The 18,165-nt window shown below is 56.1% G+C and carries 16 protein-coding genes; 1 reads left to right on the top strand and 15 read right to left on the bottom strand.

Annotated elements, in window-relative coordinates; translation table 11 throughout:
• Positions 1–36: 36 nt before the first annotated feature.
• The 12 genes from JFT86_RS07295 to JFT86_RS07240 all read right to left on the bottom strand — a co-directional run bounded on the left by JFT86_RS07295 (position 37) and on the right by JFT86_RS07240 (position 11,581).
• The gene (locus JFT86_RS07295) at positions 37–1,125 is read right to left on the bottom strand and encodes a hypothetical protein (RefSeq protein WP_242489475.1); all 1,089 of its coding nucleotides are present in this window, start codon (positions 1,123–1,125) and stop codon (positions 37–39) included.
• A gap of 90 nt (positions 1,126–1,215) precedes the next feature.
• Complete coding sequence (locus tag JFT86_RS07290; RefSeq protein WP_242489210.1) at positions 1,216–2,220, bottom strand: hypothetical protein; 1,005 nt, start codon at positions 2,218–2,220, stop codon at positions 1,216–1,218.
• Positions 2,217–2,939 (bottom strand): lysozyme inhibitor LprI family protein, encoded by a 723-nt coding sequence (locus JFT86_RS07285; RefSeq protein ID WP_201238564.1) that lies wholly within the window; start codon positions 2,937–2,939, stop codon positions 2,217–2,219. The genes JFT86_RS07290 and JFT86_RS07285 overlap by 4 nt, the downstream gene beginning before the upstream one ends.
• A gap of 35 nt (positions 2,940–2,974) precedes the next feature.
• Positions 2,975–3,820, bottom strand: coding sequence for a tetratricopeptide repeat protein (locus JFT86_RS07280; protein ID WP_201236293.1), 846 nt, complete (start codon positions 3,818–3,820; stop codon positions 2,975–2,977).
• Positions 3,807–4,355 (bottom strand): hypothetical protein, encoded by a 549-nt coding sequence (locus tag JFT86_RS07275; protein ID WP_201236292.1) that lies wholly within the window; start codon positions 4,353–4,355, stop codon positions 3,807–3,809. The genes JFT86_RS07280 and JFT86_RS07275 overlap by 14 nt, the downstream gene beginning before the upstream one ends.
• A gap of 19 nt (positions 4,356–4,374) precedes the next feature.
• Positions 4,375–4,746, bottom strand: a complete 372-nt coding sequence (locus tag JFT86_RS07270) for a hypothetical protein (protein WP_201236291.1) — start codon at positions 4,744–4,746, stop codon at positions 4,375–4,377.
• 10 nt (positions 4,747–4,756) lie between these two features.
• Positions 4,757–5,206 carry a hypothetical protein gene (locus tag JFT86_RS07265; RefSeq protein WP_201238563.1) on the bottom strand — a complete coding sequence of 150 codons (450 nt, stop codon included), beginning with the start codon at positions 5,204–5,206 and terminating at the stop codon, positions 4,757–4,759.
• A gap of 97 nt (positions 5,207–5,303) precedes the next feature.
• Positions 5,304–7,754 (bottom strand): alpha/beta fold hydrolase, encoded by a 2,451-nt coding sequence (locus JFT86_RS07260; RefSeq protein ID WP_201236290.1) that lies wholly within the window; start codon positions 7,752–7,754, stop codon positions 5,304–5,306.
• Between the two features lie 9 nt (positions 7,755–7,763).
• The gene (locus tag JFT86_RS07255) at positions 7,764–9,158 is read right to left on the bottom strand and encodes a TIGR01777 family oxidoreductase (protein ID WP_201236289.1); all 1,395 of its coding nucleotides are present in this window, start codon (positions 9,156–9,158) and stop codon (positions 7,764–7,766) included.
• A 138-nt stretch (positions 9,159–9,296) separates the two neighbouring features.
• Positions 9,297–10,664 carry a lysozyme inhibitor LprI family protein gene (locus tag JFT86_RS07250; protein ID WP_201236288.1) on the bottom strand — a complete coding sequence of 456 codons (1,368 nt, stop codon included), beginning with the start codon at positions 10,662–10,664 and terminating at the stop codon, positions 9,297–9,299.
• A gap of 5 nt (positions 10,665–10,669) precedes the next feature.
• Positions 10,670–11,146 (bottom strand): hypothetical protein, encoded by a 477-nt coding sequence (locus JFT86_RS07245; protein ID WP_201236287.1) that lies wholly within the window; start codon positions 11,144–11,146, stop codon positions 10,670–10,672.
• Positions 11,147–11,155: 9 nt separating this feature from the next.
• Positions 11,156–11,581 carry a hypothetical protein gene (locus JFT86_RS07240; protein ID WP_201236286.1) on the bottom strand — a complete coding sequence of 142 codons (426 nt, stop codon included), beginning with the start codon at positions 11,579–11,581 and terminating at the stop codon, positions 11,156–11,158.
• 509 nt (positions 11,582–12,090) lie between these two features.
• On the opposite strand from JFT86_RS07240, the gene JFT86_RS07235 reads away from it, so the two are divergent.
• Positions 12,091–12,477 carry a DUF6124 family protein gene (locus JFT86_RS07235; RefSeq protein WP_201231739.1) on the top strand — a complete coding sequence of 129 codons (387 nt, stop codon included), beginning with the start codon at positions 12,091–12,093 and terminating at the stop codon, positions 12,475–12,477.
• Between the two features lie 305 nt (positions 12,478–12,782).
• Here the strand turns inward: JFT86_RS07235 and JFT86_RS07230 are convergent, their stop codons facing one another.
• From JFT86_RS07230 to JFT86_RS07220, 3 genes are read right to left on the bottom strand one after another with little or no spacing between them, the layout of a single operon-like run.
• Entirely contained in the window at positions 12,783–13,319 is a 537-nt protein-coding gene (locus JFT86_RS07230) for a hypothetical protein (RefSeq protein WP_201231740.1), read from the bottom strand.
• A gap of 13 nt (positions 13,320–13,332) precedes the next feature.
• Positions 13,333–16,038: a hypothetical protein gene (locus JFT86_RS07225; RefSeq protein ID WP_201236285.1), complete on the bottom strand. Its 2,706-nt coding sequence runs from the start codon at positions 16,036–16,038 to the stop codon at positions 13,333–13,335.
• Between the two features lie 51 nt (positions 16,039–16,089).
• Entirely contained in the window at positions 16,090–18,144 is a 2,055-nt protein-coding gene (locus tag JFT86_RS07220; protein WP_201236284.1) for a type VI secretion system tip protein VgrG, read from the bottom strand.
• Positions 18,145–18,165 lie beyond the last annotated feature (21 nt).

Raw genomic sequence — 18,165 nt, 5'->3', positions numbered from 1 at the left:
GTTAAGTCCCCTTTCTCTTACCGTCAGCAACCCCGACTAACGAAAGTCCTCGGCACTTTTGAGGCGTGTCTCCAACCCGAAGAGCGCCCCTCGATGGACATAAGCATCACCACCGGCGTTACAGGACTGTCGGAACACAACCTTGTCGTTCTTGAGTACTGAGAGATAACTCACAAAGGCCTGGTTAACGAAGTAGGTGTAAGCACCGTTTTTGAACTTGATGATGTTCAGGTTCACGCTGCCTTCCGACGCATCAACAACGAAAAATTTGCCCTTGGGCGGCAAAGCCGTCTTCGGATAGACCATCTCTATTTTTCCCGGAATCCCATATCGGTACTGAACAGAGCCGGCCGTGGGTTTGCTGTTTCCACGCGCACAAATGGAAACTGTCTTGCCACCCTGCAGAGGGCAACTGAAGTAAATGTCTTCGTCATCTGAACACAACGTTCCATCCTGCCCGCCCTTCAAAGGCGCTGTCTCTTGCGAAACGCGTTCTGGTGTTTGAGCGACATCGGCACAATTGGACAAACACACCAACTTGGAAAGCTCCGGAACATCACTTTCAGTAAACAGGTACGTCGCTGAACCGTCACGGTTGCGGGCGTGGTAAACGGGAACACTGACGGCCAGCCCCTTGGCAGACACCGGCACCTCGGTATCCCGACCCGAGACGACCCAACCTTCGGCCTCCCCGCACAACTCCTCCAAAGCGACTTCATTGAACGAATCTTTCGTTGGCACGGTGAACGGTTTGGCATCACCTCGGCAGTCGTAGCCATGCCAGTAAGGCCCGGTGTTCATATCAATGTCTATCGAGAAGATATAGGCGCCGTCGAGTACTACTTTGCCGCTGTCGTAGGTAAAAACCAGCCAACGACGCGACTTCGCCTGGGAGTAGTTTTCATTCGCCAGGATGTATCGCTCGCCATCTCGATACAGCCAGAAATCACTCATTGCTCCGGCCGACTCGGCCTCTTCGGAGAGACGTTGCCCGGACTTGGCGTCCACCAAGAAATCGTCTTTCAGCGCCAGCGCACAGTCGCTGCCGACGTCCCTGCACGACTTGAGCGACGGAAACATCGGCCCCGCTGCCACAGAGAAAGAACACAGCAATAACGCGATCAAGCCTAATCTTTTCAACTTGCCTTCCTGCTCATGATTTACGGGTCTGATTGAACAGAAGGCATTTCGCCTTTGAACCCTGTGTCCTGTGTTTTAAAGCGAGTAATCCATCACTTCTTTCAACTGCCAACACTGCCCACGCTCAAACCGATACTCGAAGACATAGTCGGTATCCGGTTTCTGCAGGATTGCGGTCGCTTTGTTGCCCCGCTCTTCCTTGACGGTCAACGTCAGGCCCTGGCCCTCTCGCTTTGCCAGATCCGGAATGATTGGAAACTTGAGTTCATCACCGCTGAGGCTGCTCTTTTGCAGCTCCGGCTCGGGATCGCCCGCTACCGTTGTGACCATCTGCAGAGGCTGCTGGACAAAGGCTTTTTGCACATCCGCGTGTTCGGAAAAGGCTGCGAGGAAAAATGAGAAGTCGGGCGAAGGACACGCCCTGGCAGTTGCGTTAGCGCTGACCGTGACCGGCTTCGGCTGAGGCTGTTCAGCAGCCTGCCCATCAAGTACAGACAAGCGCTTTTTCACACTTGCCGCGTCTTTGTAAGCGCACACCACTTCCTTACTTTCCTCCAGATCCAGCCCGTCGCGACAGTTCTGAAACTCAGGTTCCGGTGGATCCCCACGGAAATAATTCAAAGACAACTGATTGCCGTCCTTGATGAGTGGCAGTTCCAGAACCGAGTAGGACGCGCCCTCGAAACTTCGATTCGACACCCGCGTTTCCGTCAGCACGTACATGGACTTCCCTGCCCGCCCCGGCGATTTGCGCTCATGGAAAAACACCGATGCAATCTGATCGCCCTCCACCTTCCACACATAATTCAGCGTCGGTATGGTTGCGTTCATAGCTGAGTAGAAGATTTCGGCGGCAGGAACATGAACCTCCGTCGTCTGCTTCTTCAGGTTGTTCTTCAGAAAGAACACCGTGATCTTTTGATTGCCCAACGACGCCACCACCGGCGGATGTAACTCACCGATGGTCTGCGGATCGCTCGCCAGTGCCAGTTGAGTCGACACACCAGCCGTAAGCCCAAGTGCACAAACAAAACCTGGAAGCCTGCCCAATTTTGTTTTCCTTCCGTGGTTAATCTTCATGCCGTCTCAGGTACGCCGCATTTAAGCTCTTTGATTTGCTCGTTCTTGATCGGAATCACACAGGCGCGAAGCTTCTCACCGGGCGCGCGAAGCTCCGTGGTGCTTAACGTCAGGTGCAGGCCGTCATCTGCAAATACAGGCTCCTCGAATCTGGCATCGGTATAACCGGACCGGAATGACTTGCCGTCAAAACTGCAGAACTGCGCCGATGACAACACTCGCCAACCGCCGTCAGGCGCGAGAATCTGAACAGTCAGGCATGGGTTGTCGAACGAGTAGAGATAGCGCGCGACTACGTCTTGGTAACGCTTCGCGCCGGATCTGGAGACCTTGTTCATATCAACCACATCCCCCGAACCGTCCGCCACGATCCCGTCCAGATACACCGCACGTTCCAGGCTCATTCTGGCGATGCAGCTATTGATTAATGTGGAATGCATTACCGCATCAGGGTCGATATCCGTGGCTTCCAGCGGGCACGTGGTATCGCGCAACTTGATCCATGCTCGCTGTGACTCTTTCGCGATGGCCATGAATGCCTTGCCCTGTTCGGGATCGCGTTTTTGCTGAGACTCAAACCTTGCCATCAGCTTTTTGTAGCTGGCGTTGAGCTTTGCATCGGCTTTCTCGCGGTCGGCTTTCACGCATAGGTCAACTTGCCAGCTCACGCTAATGACTTTGCAATCGTCCTCAGCGTGCGCAATTGACGCGCACAGCATCCCGAGGGGCAGCGCGATAAAGCGGACAATCCTGTTCAATTTTTCATTCCCTCATGTGCAGCTCGTTCAGCGACGCGTTGCGGAATCTTCTGTGCCTTGCCGGCGGCAGCCATTGCTTCGCCGTACTCGCGGTAATAGCGCTGCGCTTCGTCTTGCTTGTTCAGTCGCCACAGCGAATCGGCCATGTTCAGCATCAGCACCGTGCGTTTGCCGACCACCTCAACGCCGCGATAAAACTTCAGCGCCAGTTCATCTTTTCCGCCCTCAGCTAGGTAAAAACCCAGGTCGTTGTAGGTTTGAACGTTTTGCGCCGGGGGATGGCACGCCATGTAGGATTCGGGGCTTAAAAAGTTCAGGCTCGACTCGATGGAATCTGCGCGGGACTGCGCCGGTTCCATACTTGAAACATATTTCAGCAAGTCCTTTGGGGACTTCGTTTCCAGGGCGGGAGTGAGCACATAACCGTCTGCGGAAACCCACTGATTGCCCTTCCACTGGCCGACACAAAAAGTGGCCCAACGATCAGCCAGCACGCAACCGGTCTCCATGGAGATCGCAGTGCAATGCTGTTGCGACTCCAGTTTTTCTTCACCGTTTTCGAGTGACAACATGCCGAAGATCACCGGGTCGAGCAACAGGGTTTTCTTGTCAGGACTGAGCATCTCGGAGTGTCCATCAGCGCCAATGTCAGCGCCGAAGAGCGGAAAGGTTTTGCCGTTTGCGGTGAACCATGCAGTCGCCGACTCAACGCCGGGCATCGTCCATTTCGTCGCCCGAAACGTCACAGTATTTCCGTTCACGCCTACTACTGGCGGATCCTCGGCAAAGGCACTGGCGGTGGCCAACAGACTGCCGATCAACACCCACTTAAGGCTGGCCATATTCAATCCTTTTCACTGCCGGGCTCTCCGATTGCAGCTGTCTTTTGCTAACCCCATACGCCTCAATCAGCTCCTCCCATGACCCCTTCGAGCCAAACGAGCGCTGGGTATTATCGAAGCTGTATTGCTCCAGTCGCCCAGCCGTCGAGTAATACCCGTGCCACTCCGGGCAGGCACCGCAACCGCCGTAGCCACCGATTGAAACAAGACTGCCCTTGCTGCCCGTCACGCAATCCATCGCCACCACCACGTTGCTCAACATCTTCGTCTTCGCACCGTCGGAGGTACGTTGCAGAACTTTACCGATGTCACGCCGCAGCACTTTGCCGCCGATATTGATGGTCTGGTCAGAACAAACCGCGATGAGGTGGGTTTCCGCGTCATCCACCGTCACCGATCGACACGACGACACCAAGACCACTTCAACCCCACCGCACTGCATCACGTCGCGCTGGGTGTAGGCATCCGCCGGCGCTGCATACGCAGGCGCGCAGAGCAGCAACGCGAGGCTGCCCGCGAGATAAAACTGATTCATCGAGAATTCCCTTTCGCCGTTAACCGGCCTGTTTTTCCGTCAGGCATTTTGCGTAGCCATCGGCGAACCTGGCGTCGAAGGACAACGCCACCGGCTCGTCCAGTTCCGCCGAGGTGTTGAGCAATACGCGTGTCGCCGGGGTGTATTTGACCCAGCCAATGGTCCCGGTGCCGTCGGTGTCAAAGAACAACTGGGCGCGCACCATTTCTCCGCTGTCCTCATCGATCAGCAGATTGACCTTGTCCTTGCCGACATACTGAAACGGGAAATCGCTGCTCCTCACCATTTCGGTGAGATAGCCGTAGCAACTGCCTTCATTGGCACTCGCCGGCAGGGCAAAAGGCAAAAGCAGCAGCGCGCTCAGCACATACCGAATGAAAAAACGGTTCATCCCTTCATCCTTATTCAAGCGGCGGCGATTCCGTGTCGGCCATGGTCAGCAGCCGAAATTCGTTGTTCACAAACTCGTAGTAACGATCCCGGTTGACGCTTTCCAGCGAATTCCCCTGGGCGTCTTCTTCGCCGTCGAGGGTGATGCCGGTGATGAAGATCAAGCGGCTGTCGGGTTGGTACGCCATGGCGAACGTGCTGCCGTCGTAGGCATTCGGCAGCCCGCCGGCCACTTCTCCGGTTTGTGCATCGAGCACTTCGGCGCAGCTGGCACCGCCGCCACAACCAAACTGGTGCACGATGTAATGGCCGGCGAAGTTGACCTTGCCTTTCAGCGCCTGGGCGCGTGCCTGCTCCATCACCGGGCTGCTGTTTTCCTGCGGCACCAGCGCAGGGTGAGTGCCGGTGAAGACCGGGGTGACGGTGTAATTTTTGAAATCCGGGTCGGCGGCGAAAGCCATGGAAGAGACCGCCAGCAGCAAGCTGCCGAGTAGAACCAAAAATCCTTTCACGCTGTAACTCCTTAATGGAAGACCTGAAAAAACAACGGCTGCAGGCTTATTTCTGATTGCCCGGATTGACCAGACTCAATTCCCCATCGCGATACAGCACCTCGCACCCGACCCACGCCGGATCAACCTGCGGCATCACCGCCGACGGCTTGCGCAGCTCCCGCAACAACGTCGAGCCGTGGGACAAGCGCCCGCCCATCCGCGCAATCACCGCCCGCGCCGTTTGGTAATGCGCATGCCGCCCCGGATCGAGGGTGTCTTCGAGCAAAATATCCTCGCCCAGAATGCCCTGCACCTGCCCCGGATAAATCATGAATCCGGTAGCCTGCTCGGCACCTTCGCGGCCGTCCTGCCAGAAGCTGCCGTCACGACTGCGAATGTCCGGATGCGGCGCGAACCAATGCTCGCGATCCGCCAGCGGCATGGCGTGGTGCAGGCGGAAGAAGATGCGCATCAGGTTGTCGCGGTACCACTCGCGCACTTGCAGGTAGTAGCCGCGCAGGCCCGGCAGGCCGGTGGAATGCGCGAGGCGGATCAGGCTCGACCACTGCGGAAAGGCCTGCAACGGAAGCTCGTTCGGCGCCGGTCGCGGGGTCGCCGGATCGGTCTCCCACGGCAATCGATGCGGACTGTTTTCAAGGTTGTCGTAAGCGGTCGGCGGGCGCCCCAGCCAATCGCCGCCACTGCTGGCCAGCGCCGTGGCGATGCACAGATTGCCTTGCACGACGAACACGTAAAACCGAGTGAACCAGTCCGCGAGTTGCTGGCCGTCAGCGTTTTCGGCGACGAGTTCGGCCAGCTCTTTATCGAAGCGCTGCAAGCCATGTTCAAGGTTCAGCAGATGCCCGCGAGCGATGCGTTGCATGCGCAGGAACAGCGGCAACGACCGCAGCATTTTCAACGGCTGCCACGGCAGGTGCGGAGTCGCGCCGCCGACTTCACCGGCGTAGTTGCTGGCGCTGATGCCCCAGTCGGCGAGGCGGGCGAGAAACAGGTCATTGTTGATGTAGGACGCGCCGCCAAACACTGCGGTGAACGGCTCGTTGTCCTGCAACACCCGCGCATCCCAACGCGCCATGATCGCCGGAATGCTCGCCGCCCCCCGGCGCTGGGCGTACTCGACAAAAACGCTCGGTTGCGGTGGCAGGATCTCGGCGATGTTGGCGGCGGTCAGGTGTCGGCGCCAGCCGTAGTCGCTGATCGGCCGGTATTGCAGCAGCCACAGTTGCGCACCATCCCAGGCCCATTCGACGTCGCCCGGCACGTAGTGGAATACGCGCAAAACATCTTGCAGAAACTGCCAGAGCAGCGCTTCGGTCAAACCGTGCGTGGCGGTAAATGCACCGCTGCGCCAAGCCTCGCCAACCCGCGACAGGACGGCCCGCGAAGGGCTGACGTGACCATCGGCCAGCGACTCCAGATGACCTTCAACCCATTCCAGCTCAACCGACAGATGCCGAACAAACGCGATCCCGGAAACCTGCGGCGTGATGAAACGCTGCACCACCACTTCCTCGACGCCTTCGGCGGTCAGTTCGGCGATGCGCGTCGGCACGTTGGCGCGCGGCTCGCGCAGGTAAGTGGTGCTCAGACCAGCATTCGCCGAGTCGGCCTGATCCTCGCCGTAACTGGAGGAGCGCACCGCCCAGGTCACGTCGGGTTGCGCGGCGAGAAACGCTGACAGACGCGGATCATCGCAATCGTTAAGCGTCAGCGCCGCTGGCACCGGTTGCCGGGCCAGTTCAGCGAGGCGCAACCGACCGCCCTTGGTGTGCGCGACAAAACCTAGCTCGCCGGACTCCAGCCACGCGACAAATTCGGCCGGCGCGTCGATCCACGGGTAATGACCCCAACCGGGTTTGAGGCTGATGGTCAGATCGGCGCGGGCGAGAATCGCCGACCACGCCGCCGCTTGCTCGATGCCCAGCACGTTGTCCTGATCCCCCCACACCAGCTCGACCGGATCGGTGATCCACTCCAGCAGCGGCAGCGCAGTGTCAGCGCGGACCAGATCCCAATGCGGCACAAATGCGCGGCAACGCGCATAACCGGCGCCCATGCGCTGGTACTGCGCGGGCGTCCAGGTCTGATTGGAAAACTTGCGGGCAAACAGCGTCGGTTTATTCGACAGCAACCAATGAATGGTCTTGCGAATTGGCAGCGGCGACATCAGCGCCGGCAACCGCCGCTGCCACAAAAACGCACCGACCGGCGCCAGCAAAACGCTGCGCGAAAAGTGCCCCGGTCGGCGTTGCAGCGCATGCAGCACCAGCAACGCGTTGACCCCGACCGCCATGATCGCACTACCCTGCTGCGTCATCGCCAACAAGGTTTGCGCGTAGTGCGCGAGATCCTCGCAGGGTGGCTGCGGGTTGGCGCCGAAACCGGGCAACTCCAGCGGCACCACCTCGTAGCGCTGGAAGTGCGGCAGCGCGTCATCCCACCAATCGGCGGCGCTGCCGTTGCCGGCCAGCAGGTACATCAAGGGCTTGCTCATGAACGACCCTCAGGCCAGATCGCGCAGCGCGGCGTCGAGGGTCGGATAACGGAACGTATAACCCGCCTCGCTCAAACGCTGCGGCACAACACGCTGACCGTCGAAGAACAGCTGCGCCATCTCCCCCGCCAGCGCCCGCACTGGCGCAGCAGGAATGTGAAACCACACCGGGCGTTTGAGGACCTTGCCGACGTTCTCGGCGAACGCTGCCTGACTGACCGTTTCCGGCGCGACCATGTTGTAAGTGCCGCGCAGGTTTTCTTCGTGGAAGGATCGAGCGATCACCTGAATCACATCGTCGCGGTGCACCCAGCTCATAATCTGCTGACCGTCACCCATGCGCCCGCCGAAGCCCAGGCGAAACGGAATCAGCAACGGCAACAACGCACCGCCCGGACCAAACACCACACCGAGGCGCAGCACCACCTGACGCACGCCAAATTCAGTGGCCGGTTGCGCTGCCGCCTCCCAGCGCGCACAGAGTTCGGCCATGAAACCGTCGCCCTTGCTAGCGTGCTCGTCGAGGCTTTCGCTGGCATCGCGCACGCCGTAGAAACCGATGGCCGAGGCTTGAATCCACAGCGCCGGTTTTTGCTTTGCGGTCTTCAGCCAGGTCATCAGCGCTTGGGTGGTGCCGACCCGGCTGGCGAGCAGTTGCGCCTGACGCTCGGGACTCCAACGGGGGCCGGCGACGGGGGCGCCGGCAAGATTGATAACTACGTCGAAGGCTTCGTCGTGGCTGAGTTCGCTGAGCGAATGCACACAGCGGGTACGGCCGTTGAACAGGTTGGCCGCGTTCAACGGATCGCGCGTCAGGACGTTGACCGAATGGCCGGCGTCGAGCAGTTGGTTGACCAAGGCTTCACCGATAAAACCAGTGCCGCCGGTGATCAGCACGCGTTTGTAGGCGCTACCGGCAAACGGGTTGGATGGGCTCGGAGTCTTTACTGAAGGGGATTTCTGCCGGTCATGCCGGTGGAGCCAGAACAGCGGCGGCAACAATACCAGCAACGCAAAACTATCGAGCCACAGGTGCGACCAGACCTGTTGTTGCGCTGACAGCCACATGTCCTGCGGTGCCCATAACAGGATGCCGGCGATCAACCATCCCCACACTGCCGGGGCTTTCAAGCGATTGCCCAAGTGCACCAACGCAAGCATGTACAACGAATAGCTTTGCAGCGTCGCGCCGAACAGCGCGAGCCACCAGACTTGTTGTTCGTGGCCGGCGGCGGGTACTGCGTCGGCGCCCCAGAATGCGAGTTCGAGAACTTGCAGATAGCCGTCGAGTAAACCGGAGTGACCGGCCCAGGTCACGGTGAGACCGGCGAGTATGTGCACGATCGCGGCGGCGTATAGCCACAGCACTAGCGCGGGGCGAAGCGAGGTCGAGGGGGCTGGCATTCCGTGTCCTGAGCGCATACCTTGGGGGTGGGGAGTTTAAAGGAAAATCGCGGTCGTCAGACGCTCAGATACTAAACGTTTTACCGGGATGCACTCAGGTTCAGCGCCTGCGGAAACGCATCAAACATGAGCCGAACTTCAAATGCAGTGACTTGCCTTGATCGGCTCCGTGACATTCGATCTCAATCGTTTCAGGCTGTCGATGCTCGATTGAATACCTTTGTCAGCCGCCATTTGATAACAGGCTAAGGCTCGGGACATATCCTTCGTTCCCAAATCGCCACCCTCAAAGGTAGAGGCCAGATAACTCATCGCGTCTGTGGAACCCATGATGATCGCCCGAATGACCTGCTCTTCTGCCTGCTTGGGATGGAGGCAAGGGCCGTTATAGTCGGTGGAGTTTCCTGAACAAAGAAACGTGGCATAGCCCAACGCACCACTCGGTATTGTCGAGGCTGCTTTGAACAATGCCTCAACTCTAGGGGTTTCCAACTGCGACGCCATTTGCGAAAGACTCAGGCTTGCTGCCGACAGGCTCGCCTGTGCATCACCCGACTCGGCAGCACATAAATAATTTTCCAGGGACGCTTCAATCAACTCCACCGTAAGCGGGTATTGCTCAAGAAATCCCAACCCACCTAACGCTTCGGCACGTTGATAACAGAAGTTCTCGGCGCGACTCATTCCAGGGGTTTGCGCTGCGACAAGATCCTTTTCGCTGATCGACCAATCCTCAATTCCCTCAAGCACCCAGCACGCCTGCCGAGAGAAGTTGAAGATTTTCACATTGCTGTTTCCTGCTCGCTTATCCACCACGTTGACATGACTGTCGTCGACCTCTTCGATCTCGACTCCAGCTGTCTTGCCGGGTGTGATTGCAGCCATCAGTGGATAGGTGAAGGTAGCTCCACTGACACCCGAGGTCGAAGGCTCAAAAGTACTTCGATCCTTTCCCGCTACCGGTTTCAACACCAGCGACTTGACCGTCAACGCCGTGAGACGGCGTTGCGATTCGCTGTTGGCGGAAAACGCCGTCAGGAAAGGCGCGAACTCCTCCGACGGGCAAGCGTCGCTGGTCGGCGCCGTCGAAGCACTTTTGTCGGACGCTAGAACAGGGACGATCTTGTCCAGATACGCCGAGCGCTCGCGACTCATTCTGGCGATGCACAAGTTGCTGACCGCCACGTAAGCAGGCTTACCCACCTCGATCTCGAACGCTTCCAAAGGGCAGTTTGCATCGCGCAATTTCAACCACGCACGCTGCGACTCCTTGACCTTCGCCGCGTATTCCGCGCCCAACGCAGGATCTGTTCGATAGTCAGACTCCAGCCGCGTCATCAGCTGTTTGTAGCTGACGTTCAACTGCGCGTCGGCAGCCTTCTTCGCCGCCTCCGAGCAGGGCACCATTTCCAGACTTGAGGTGACATGGCTGCAGTCATCCTGCGCATAGGCTGCCGAAACTGGCAGCAACAGCGAGGCCAGCAGGGTAAAAACAAAACGGTTCACTGTGTTCATCCTTGAGTCATTCGGGTTTTGCGTTGGGTGAATCGGGTGACGCACTGCTTCGGTCTGTTCATTTCCCAGTAAGTGCTGAGCAACACTTTGCGTTTTTTGTCGACGTGCAGATTAACGAAGCCATCGCCGCAATCCGGCTGCAACTCTTTGAAGGTGCTGGTTTTGGCTTGGTAAACGAAAACCCTGAAGTAGTCGTAAGTGCCCATGCCGTCATCCAGCTGCCAGATCGCGAAATCTTTGGCACCGTCGAAATTGAAGTCCTCGATCTGTACCTTGAGTTCGTTAATGGCTTCAAAATCTATGGTCCGGGGCTCGCTGGGCGTTTCGCCTTTAACCGAGACATTCAGTGTGGCGCCCTCAATAACCAGCGTCGCTTCGACGCCTTGGGTTGGGCTGAACGTGGTGGTTTCGGCCAACACCGGGATCGCCCACAGCAGGCCGAGCAGTGATACCGCTAGAGTTTTGAATTGCATGTGCTCGCCCTACTCCCACTTGCATCCGGACTCCAGGGAGGAGTCGATGTTGGTATTGATCCCAAAGCTATAAATCTTGCCGCTGGACTTCTTCGTGTAGGACATAGAGACGATCTGTGAGCCTTGAGTCATCAACTCATAGGTGCCCGTAACCTTGCCGTTGAATACTTCAGCCCAGGTTCTAGTGACTTGCCAAGGCGCGTCCGGGTCGAGTATCTCGTTTTGCAAATCCGTCAAAACAATAGAAATGGGCTTATCGGACTTGGCGTACTTTACAAAACCACCTGACCATTTACTGGCAACGTCGGAGTAGGTACGAAGTTCGAACCTTACCGGGCTGCCCTGAAAGCTGTCGAAACACAGTAATTCGGAGCTGACTTCTGCATGAGCCATCGGGGGGAAGAAGCTGACCAACAGAAGAATTACTTTTTTCATGTTCATTTCCTTATGAGAGTCGGCTTCACTGCTTTTTTACTTCCGACTTTCCTCGGCAAAAAAACCGTGATCGGTAGCCACTGATTTACGCAGATAAGCCCTTTGTTGTCAGACCGATCCTCTTTGTGTCGCGATCACTTAAACAGAAGTCACGATTTTTCGATCTGCGGCTAAACGGATGTCATGTTCGTCGGACATTTCCCGCAAGACGCCGAGCCATCCATGAACTATCCACCCCTTGCATTCACCGCTAACCTTGATTTGTCACCGCAAAAAACGGTGACACGGACGTGCAAGTCCGGTACATATCGCCGCACAAACGCCTAGTCAGAGGTTCGAGCTTTCAAGTGCTCGTTATGACGCTTTATGGCGGCTGTGCGCGGGAGGTCCTTTGGGGTCTGCCGGGTCCGATATGCCCGGTCTTGCACACCTGCGTACAGCTGCCACCTTCATTCGAATGCAAGCGAACGGGTGTCAGTCCCTTTAAATACTCATATCGGGATGTATCCATGTTCAAAGTAACGCCCAACCCGCCAGACAACACTGGCAACCCCGCCGAGCAATCCCTCGACACAGAAATGCTCGACAAAGAAGCCGCCGACCGCGCCTTCGCCCATTACTTCCCACCCACCAACGACAAACCGTCCAAACGCCGCAAAGGCAGGCTCTTTACCATCTCCACCGGCATTGACCCGGAAGCCCTCCTGGCTAACGCCTCCGAAGACATGCTGTCCATCAGCGCCATCGCCGCCAAACTAGCGGACGACGTCGAAGGCTCAAACCGCTCCGTAGCGTTGTCCCTGAGCAGAATCGCCGATGGCGCACAGCTCATGGTGGAGCGTGCGCTGGATCATCTGGAGGAGTTAATTGCGGCAAGGCAGGAAGCGAAGACGTAAAGATAAGAAGGGGACGGATTCAAGTAAATCCGTCCCCCGTTAAACTATTCTTCGGTCAGTTATTTAACTTGGCAACGCACTTCTCAGGGGAAATGGGGACAGACCACGGTTTCGGATCGTTACTAAAACGTGGTCTGTCCCCATTTCACCACAATCTTTGAGTCATTCAGGTTTTGCGTTTGGTGAATCAGGTGATGCATTGCTCGGGGAGGCTCAAAACCGTGAATCCGGGGACAAGCCGCATCTACCCGCAAGTGATAAGGCATGGCGATCCCCCATGACACACAAAAAATTGCTAGCCATCACTATTTAGCAGCGTTGATTTTATTAATATAGGACTTGATCAAACCGGCATTAACATAAGGGAAATGTTGCTCCTCTCCTTCTTGATACCCTTCCATCCCACTCAAGTTTTTATCAAACCTGATAAGCTTATTAACAACCAGCTTATTGTCCGCACTCTTTTCATACCCATAAACTTGATAAAGGCTTCCGTACGTTCCAATTCCCCTGCTCGTGATTTCCCAAGAAACCAAAACAAGCACATTTTTCTTACCCTTTACCGGATAAAAGAAAATCGACTCAATTTTTGGATCTGAGCCAGCCACATCGTATTTATCGACAAGACTTCTATTTTTTTTATTGTCGACTCCAACAACATCCAGCACCAGAGAAACAGGGAACTCCTCGCTAGTCGTCTGCAGGAACGATAATGCGCCTCCGCTTACGACGTCAGTTTTAAACGGACCCTGTATTAACTGCCCCTGCAAATAATCCGCATCCTGCGCACTGCTGGAATTTGCTAGAAGAAAAACAAAAGCAAACATGAAAAAACGGAGCATAGCCAATGACCTCTTAATTAATGTTCATGAGTGCAGCAAGTGCTTGAAATCTAGTGTTCCTGTCCGCGTATCCGTTTTGGCCACCATTCACCATTTGAGTTACGTCGGCGACACTGCCTGTCTTGGCGACTTCGCACAACTTAGTGCCTCCCTGACCAGTTTTCGTGAACCAGAATACGAACGCAGACTCAACACCGTATTCGGTCGACGATACCAGAAGATCCGGGTTTGCCACAAAATCCTGAATATCCGAGGGGTTGCGTTGATTATGTACGTTAGTAAACCGTTGATATTCCGATTTTCCCGTCACCTGCAACATCCCGCGGCCGCGGTATCGATAGCCATCTCGACTAGCCTCATTGCCATTACCCATTCGATCGGCGTAGACGTAACTGGCAAGATTTTCAGCATTCAGCGCGTAATGACTTGTCTCTGTCCAAAGCTTGCTTCTCAACACACCAAAATCACAGCTATCCGTCTGCTCATTATAGCCATTCACTTTATTATGGTATCTGCACCCATAAGTTTTTTTCATTTGCCGCGCGCTAAACTTCAAACCTTCTTCGACAACTCTGAGTTGACTTTCATGACCAACTTGAGACAGAAAATGCGCAATAGCCTTTGGTTGTTCAAGCTTATACGCCAAAGCATATTTATTGAGATAGGGTAAAATATTGGCGTGATGCGCCTCCTCTCCTGCTGGATTAGCAGCCCGAAGCATTTCCAAGGTAATAAGATCACGTGGAGCAGTAAAACTCCCAATAAGCGCAATCGGATGAAAATGCCGAACATTAGTATCACTGGTAATTCCATGTTGCCCGACAAGCTTGTCCCACCAGCTCAACTTTTTAATTCTTGCCTTTTCTTCAATCCATTCATTATGTGGCTCTGATTCACTATGGCCCATCAATTCATCCAGAGAATCCCATTTTTCTTGTTTGAATTGCCACTCGTTTTCATAGCGTGTAACCATCTGAGAAATCGGCTGTGCGAACCATGGCTTACTCAAAGCCTCTTTTATTTCCGAAGGCGTGAGCTTTTTATCACCGTTTCTGTCTAGAATTTTGTAAAGCTTTTGCTTTGTAGAACCTTCTTCGGCATTACCGATATTAGGCTGGTAGTTAGCTTGCTCTTCCTCACTAAGGCCTTCCTGTGCATGAAGAAACGCGGCCAAATGATCCACGTTACTCCCAGCCTCATCTATAAAGCTGAAACCTTCCCATTCAAAAGGAGAATGGCGTGACAACGCAGTATCCGGCTCTGCAAACCACCCGCTAATTTCATTCCCCTCTGCATCACCAAGCAATCCATCCAGACGCCACCAAAGCGTGTAGGTGGTGGTTCCCCCCATAACAACAGGAACTTTTATCTTTTTTTCCGCTGGTAGCGCGTCCAACACTCCGACTGGAACAAAGAAGTCATATCCAACTTTTTTGTGGGGATCGGTCACCTTAGGTGGATTTGTTGCGCTCATTCCTTGCGTGTGAGTGACCAACACGCTGTCTTGTGGAATTTTTACGAGCGTTTTTCCAGCCGCAGGCAACCCCGCAGCTTTTTCTTTACTCAGTCCGGTAAATGCCTTTACGTCTTCGCAGCTAAACACCTCGACGTGCAATAAATTCTTCGGGGCCGAATCCGAATGGTTTTGATATTTCCCCACATGGCCGATCAGACTCCCCGCCGTAATCGGGAATGGAGTTGTCAGGATATGCACAGCGTCCTTTTCGGCAGGCTCACTTTTGGTTTCAAGTTGCCCCTCCCAGACATAACCGAGCACCTCAGCAGGAGCCAACGGTGGAACAGCATTCCCGCTGACAATTTCCAACAGTTTCTGGTATTTGCCACGCGTCCCGTCGCTCCCGATCCTGACTTGCGTGCCGTGGGGCAAAATGGCTTTTGCAGCGCCTGACTGGCTCGCAGTAGCACGAACAACGAGACCTTTCTGAGGTGGATTCATCGGGTCTTTTGCAGCGGTACCAATGACGTAAGTGTTGGGTGTCGATCCCGCTGTCATTTCTCTCTTGAATACCCAGCCTGCGCCGGGCTGGAGGTCGGTGTTAGCGGGCATGACGCTGACCACCTTAAGCCAGCCGTTTTCTTCTTCACCCGTCTCGACGACCGTACCGCGGCTCAAAACCGTTAACACGGTTGCGTACCCTGGCTTACCACGCGGTTCCTGACGTACACGCAAACCGAGGATTTCGTCGTCAGCCGTCGATTTGACTTGCAACGTGCCCCCACCCCAAAAGGGTGGTCGCGACAATGCTGGAGTTTCTTCGTAGTTCTTCCACTGCAACAAATGCATGTAAAGACTGAAAAAATTCAGGCTTGGACCAGCCGCTGGCGGTGAAGCGGGCGATCCAGCAGGAGCTGGGGGTGCTGGTTGCACCGGCGCTTCCAATCGGTGTTTAACCAATACAAAACCGGTCGAAAACTCAGCCTCAGCCGTACCATAAGCGGATTTCGGGTACGTGCTGTCAATGCGATAAGCGACTACTTCACCGTCAGCGATGCATTTAACTTCCGCCAAGTCAGTTACCAAACCCGAGGCTTCATCGAAATGAACACCACCATGCCAAAGGCCATTGGCCCCCAATGGATAGAACCCATCTTTGGCATTGGCTAAAGCCTTATAAAACTGATGCGGATCCGTCGCTGCTGCTGCCCCTACTTTCAGGGGATACGACCATTTTTCTACTTTCTTGGTTGTCTCTGTCATTACCAATTACCTGAATTCTGATCCCTGGTGGCTTGGATTGCCGTCGATGTCTTACCCGGAAAAATTGAGCATTCGTTTCGGCTTGCGTTTGACCTGTTCTTCAGGCGAATTCGCCAACGCCTGATCCATCAAACTCCCCGCCTTATCCTTATCCGCCGCCCCCGGCAGCACCGGCGGTTTAATCCCGATCCCGGTCCCATTACCAGGCGCTCCGCCAGCATTAATCTTCACCACCGGCCCAACCACCGTCACGCCGCCGCCATCGAGTTTGATAAAGCTCCCACCGCCAAGAATGGTCAGCTCCGTCCCCGCCTCAATAACGATCTTGTCCCCAGCCTTGAGATGGATCTCTTTCCCGGCGCTAGTCAGTTGCGCAGTGCCCAGTTTGATGTGCTGGTTCTGCCCAACTGTCAGGTGATCATCGACTCGCGCTTCAACCTTGCGGTCGGAAACCGTGGTGCGGTGCTCTTCGGCCTTGAGCTCCGTGTAGGTGTTCTTTTCGACGGTGTCGTGGCGTTCGTTGCCGACCCGAATCTTCTGGTCGTGCTCAACGTTTTCATCCCAGTCGCGCTGGGCATGGATGTAGATCTGCTCGGCGCCTTTTTTGTCTTCGATGCGCAGTTCGTTGTAACCGCCGCCGCCCGGTGAGCTGAGGGTTTTGAAGACGCTGCGGGTTTTGTTTGCCGGGAGGGCGTAGGGCACCGGGTTTTCCTTGTGGTACAGGCAACCGGTGACGAGGGGTTGGTCGGGGTCGCCCTCGAGGAAGGTGACGAGGACTTCCATGCCGATGCGCGGAATACTGATGGCGCCGTAGCGGTCGCCGGCCCAGGAGCTGGAGACGCGTAGCCAGCAGCTGGTTTTGTCGTCGGCCTGGCCTTCGCGGTCCCAGTGGAATTGCACCTTGATGCGGCCGTATTGGTCGCAGTGGATTTCTTCGCCTTTGGGGCCGGTGACGTGGGCGGTCTGGCTGCCGAGCACGCGGGGTTTCGGGTGTTCGAGGGCCGGGCGGTAGAACACTTCCCACGGGGTGGCGAGGAAGGTGTTGCGGTAGCCCTGGTGGAAGTCGTCCTTGTTGTCGGTGGTGTCGCTGGTCACGCCTTCTTCGAGGACTTGCGGCTGTTTGCCTTCGTGGACGATTTCGGTGAGCAGCCAGAGGTCGTTCCACTCGGTGCGCGGGTGGTCGGACATTTCCAGGAAGTGGCCGCTGACGAGGCGGGTCTGGTCGCTGCGACCTTCGGCCTGACGGTAGTCGGCGCGGTGGCGTTCGAGGGCGCGCTGGCTGAGGAATTTGCCACGCGCGCGGTCGATGAAGCGGCCGGGGTAGTCGTAGTCTTCGAGATCCGGTTCGGCGCTTTGGCTATCGGGAGCGCCGTCCGGTTTGTACGCCGCTTCCATTTGCAGACGCGGCTTTTCAAAGTCGTAGTCGCGGCGGGTGACGCGGCTGGTGCGGGTTTCCAGGCGCAGTTTGAAACCTTTGATCACCGGTTCGTCGGCGACCATGCCGCTGCCTTGCACGTACGCGGTCGGCTGACCGAGTTTCTGGAACACGGTCTGGTCGTCGCCGAATACCAGCAGGTGCCCTTTCGGCGTGTGCTGGAAGTGGTAGTGAATGCCTTCCTCTTCGCACAGACGCTGGACGAAGTGCAGGTCGGTTTCGTCGTACTGCACGCAGTAGTCGCGATCCGGACACGGCTGGCTCAACTGGAAGTTGTAAGCGTTGCCCTTGATGCCGTGTTCTTCGAGGATCAGCGCGATGATTTTCGGCGCCGACATCTGCTGGTAGATGCGCTGGTTAGTGCGGTGATGCAGGTATTGCAGTTGCGGCACCATCGAGACTTTGTAGCGGGTCAGGCGCTTGCCGGCATCGCCCTGGGCGACGCGGTAGATCTGCCCGTGAATGCCGGAGCCTTGTGGATCGAACGCCAGGAACGCCTGTTTGTGCAGGAGCTTTTCCAGGTCCAGATCGGGGTTTTCGCTGACCAGTTCGAGGTCGAAACGAAATGGCTGACTGATGCCTTCGGTGCCGGTGAACGCCAGCACTTGCAGGTCGCCCACGTAGTCTTCGACCTTGAGGCTGAAGTGGGTCTCGTTAGCTGAGTTGAACATTGTGTGCTCCCTGTTCGAATG

This window comes from Pseudomonas sp. TH06 (genome assembly GCF_016651305.1).
Taxonomy (GTDB): domain Bacteria; phylum Pseudomonadota; class Gammaproteobacteria; order Pseudomonadales; family Pseudomonadaceae; genus Aquipseudomonas.
The sequence above is the reverse complement of the archived record's forward strand: the minus strand, read 5'-3'. Positions and strand labels throughout refer to the sequence as shown.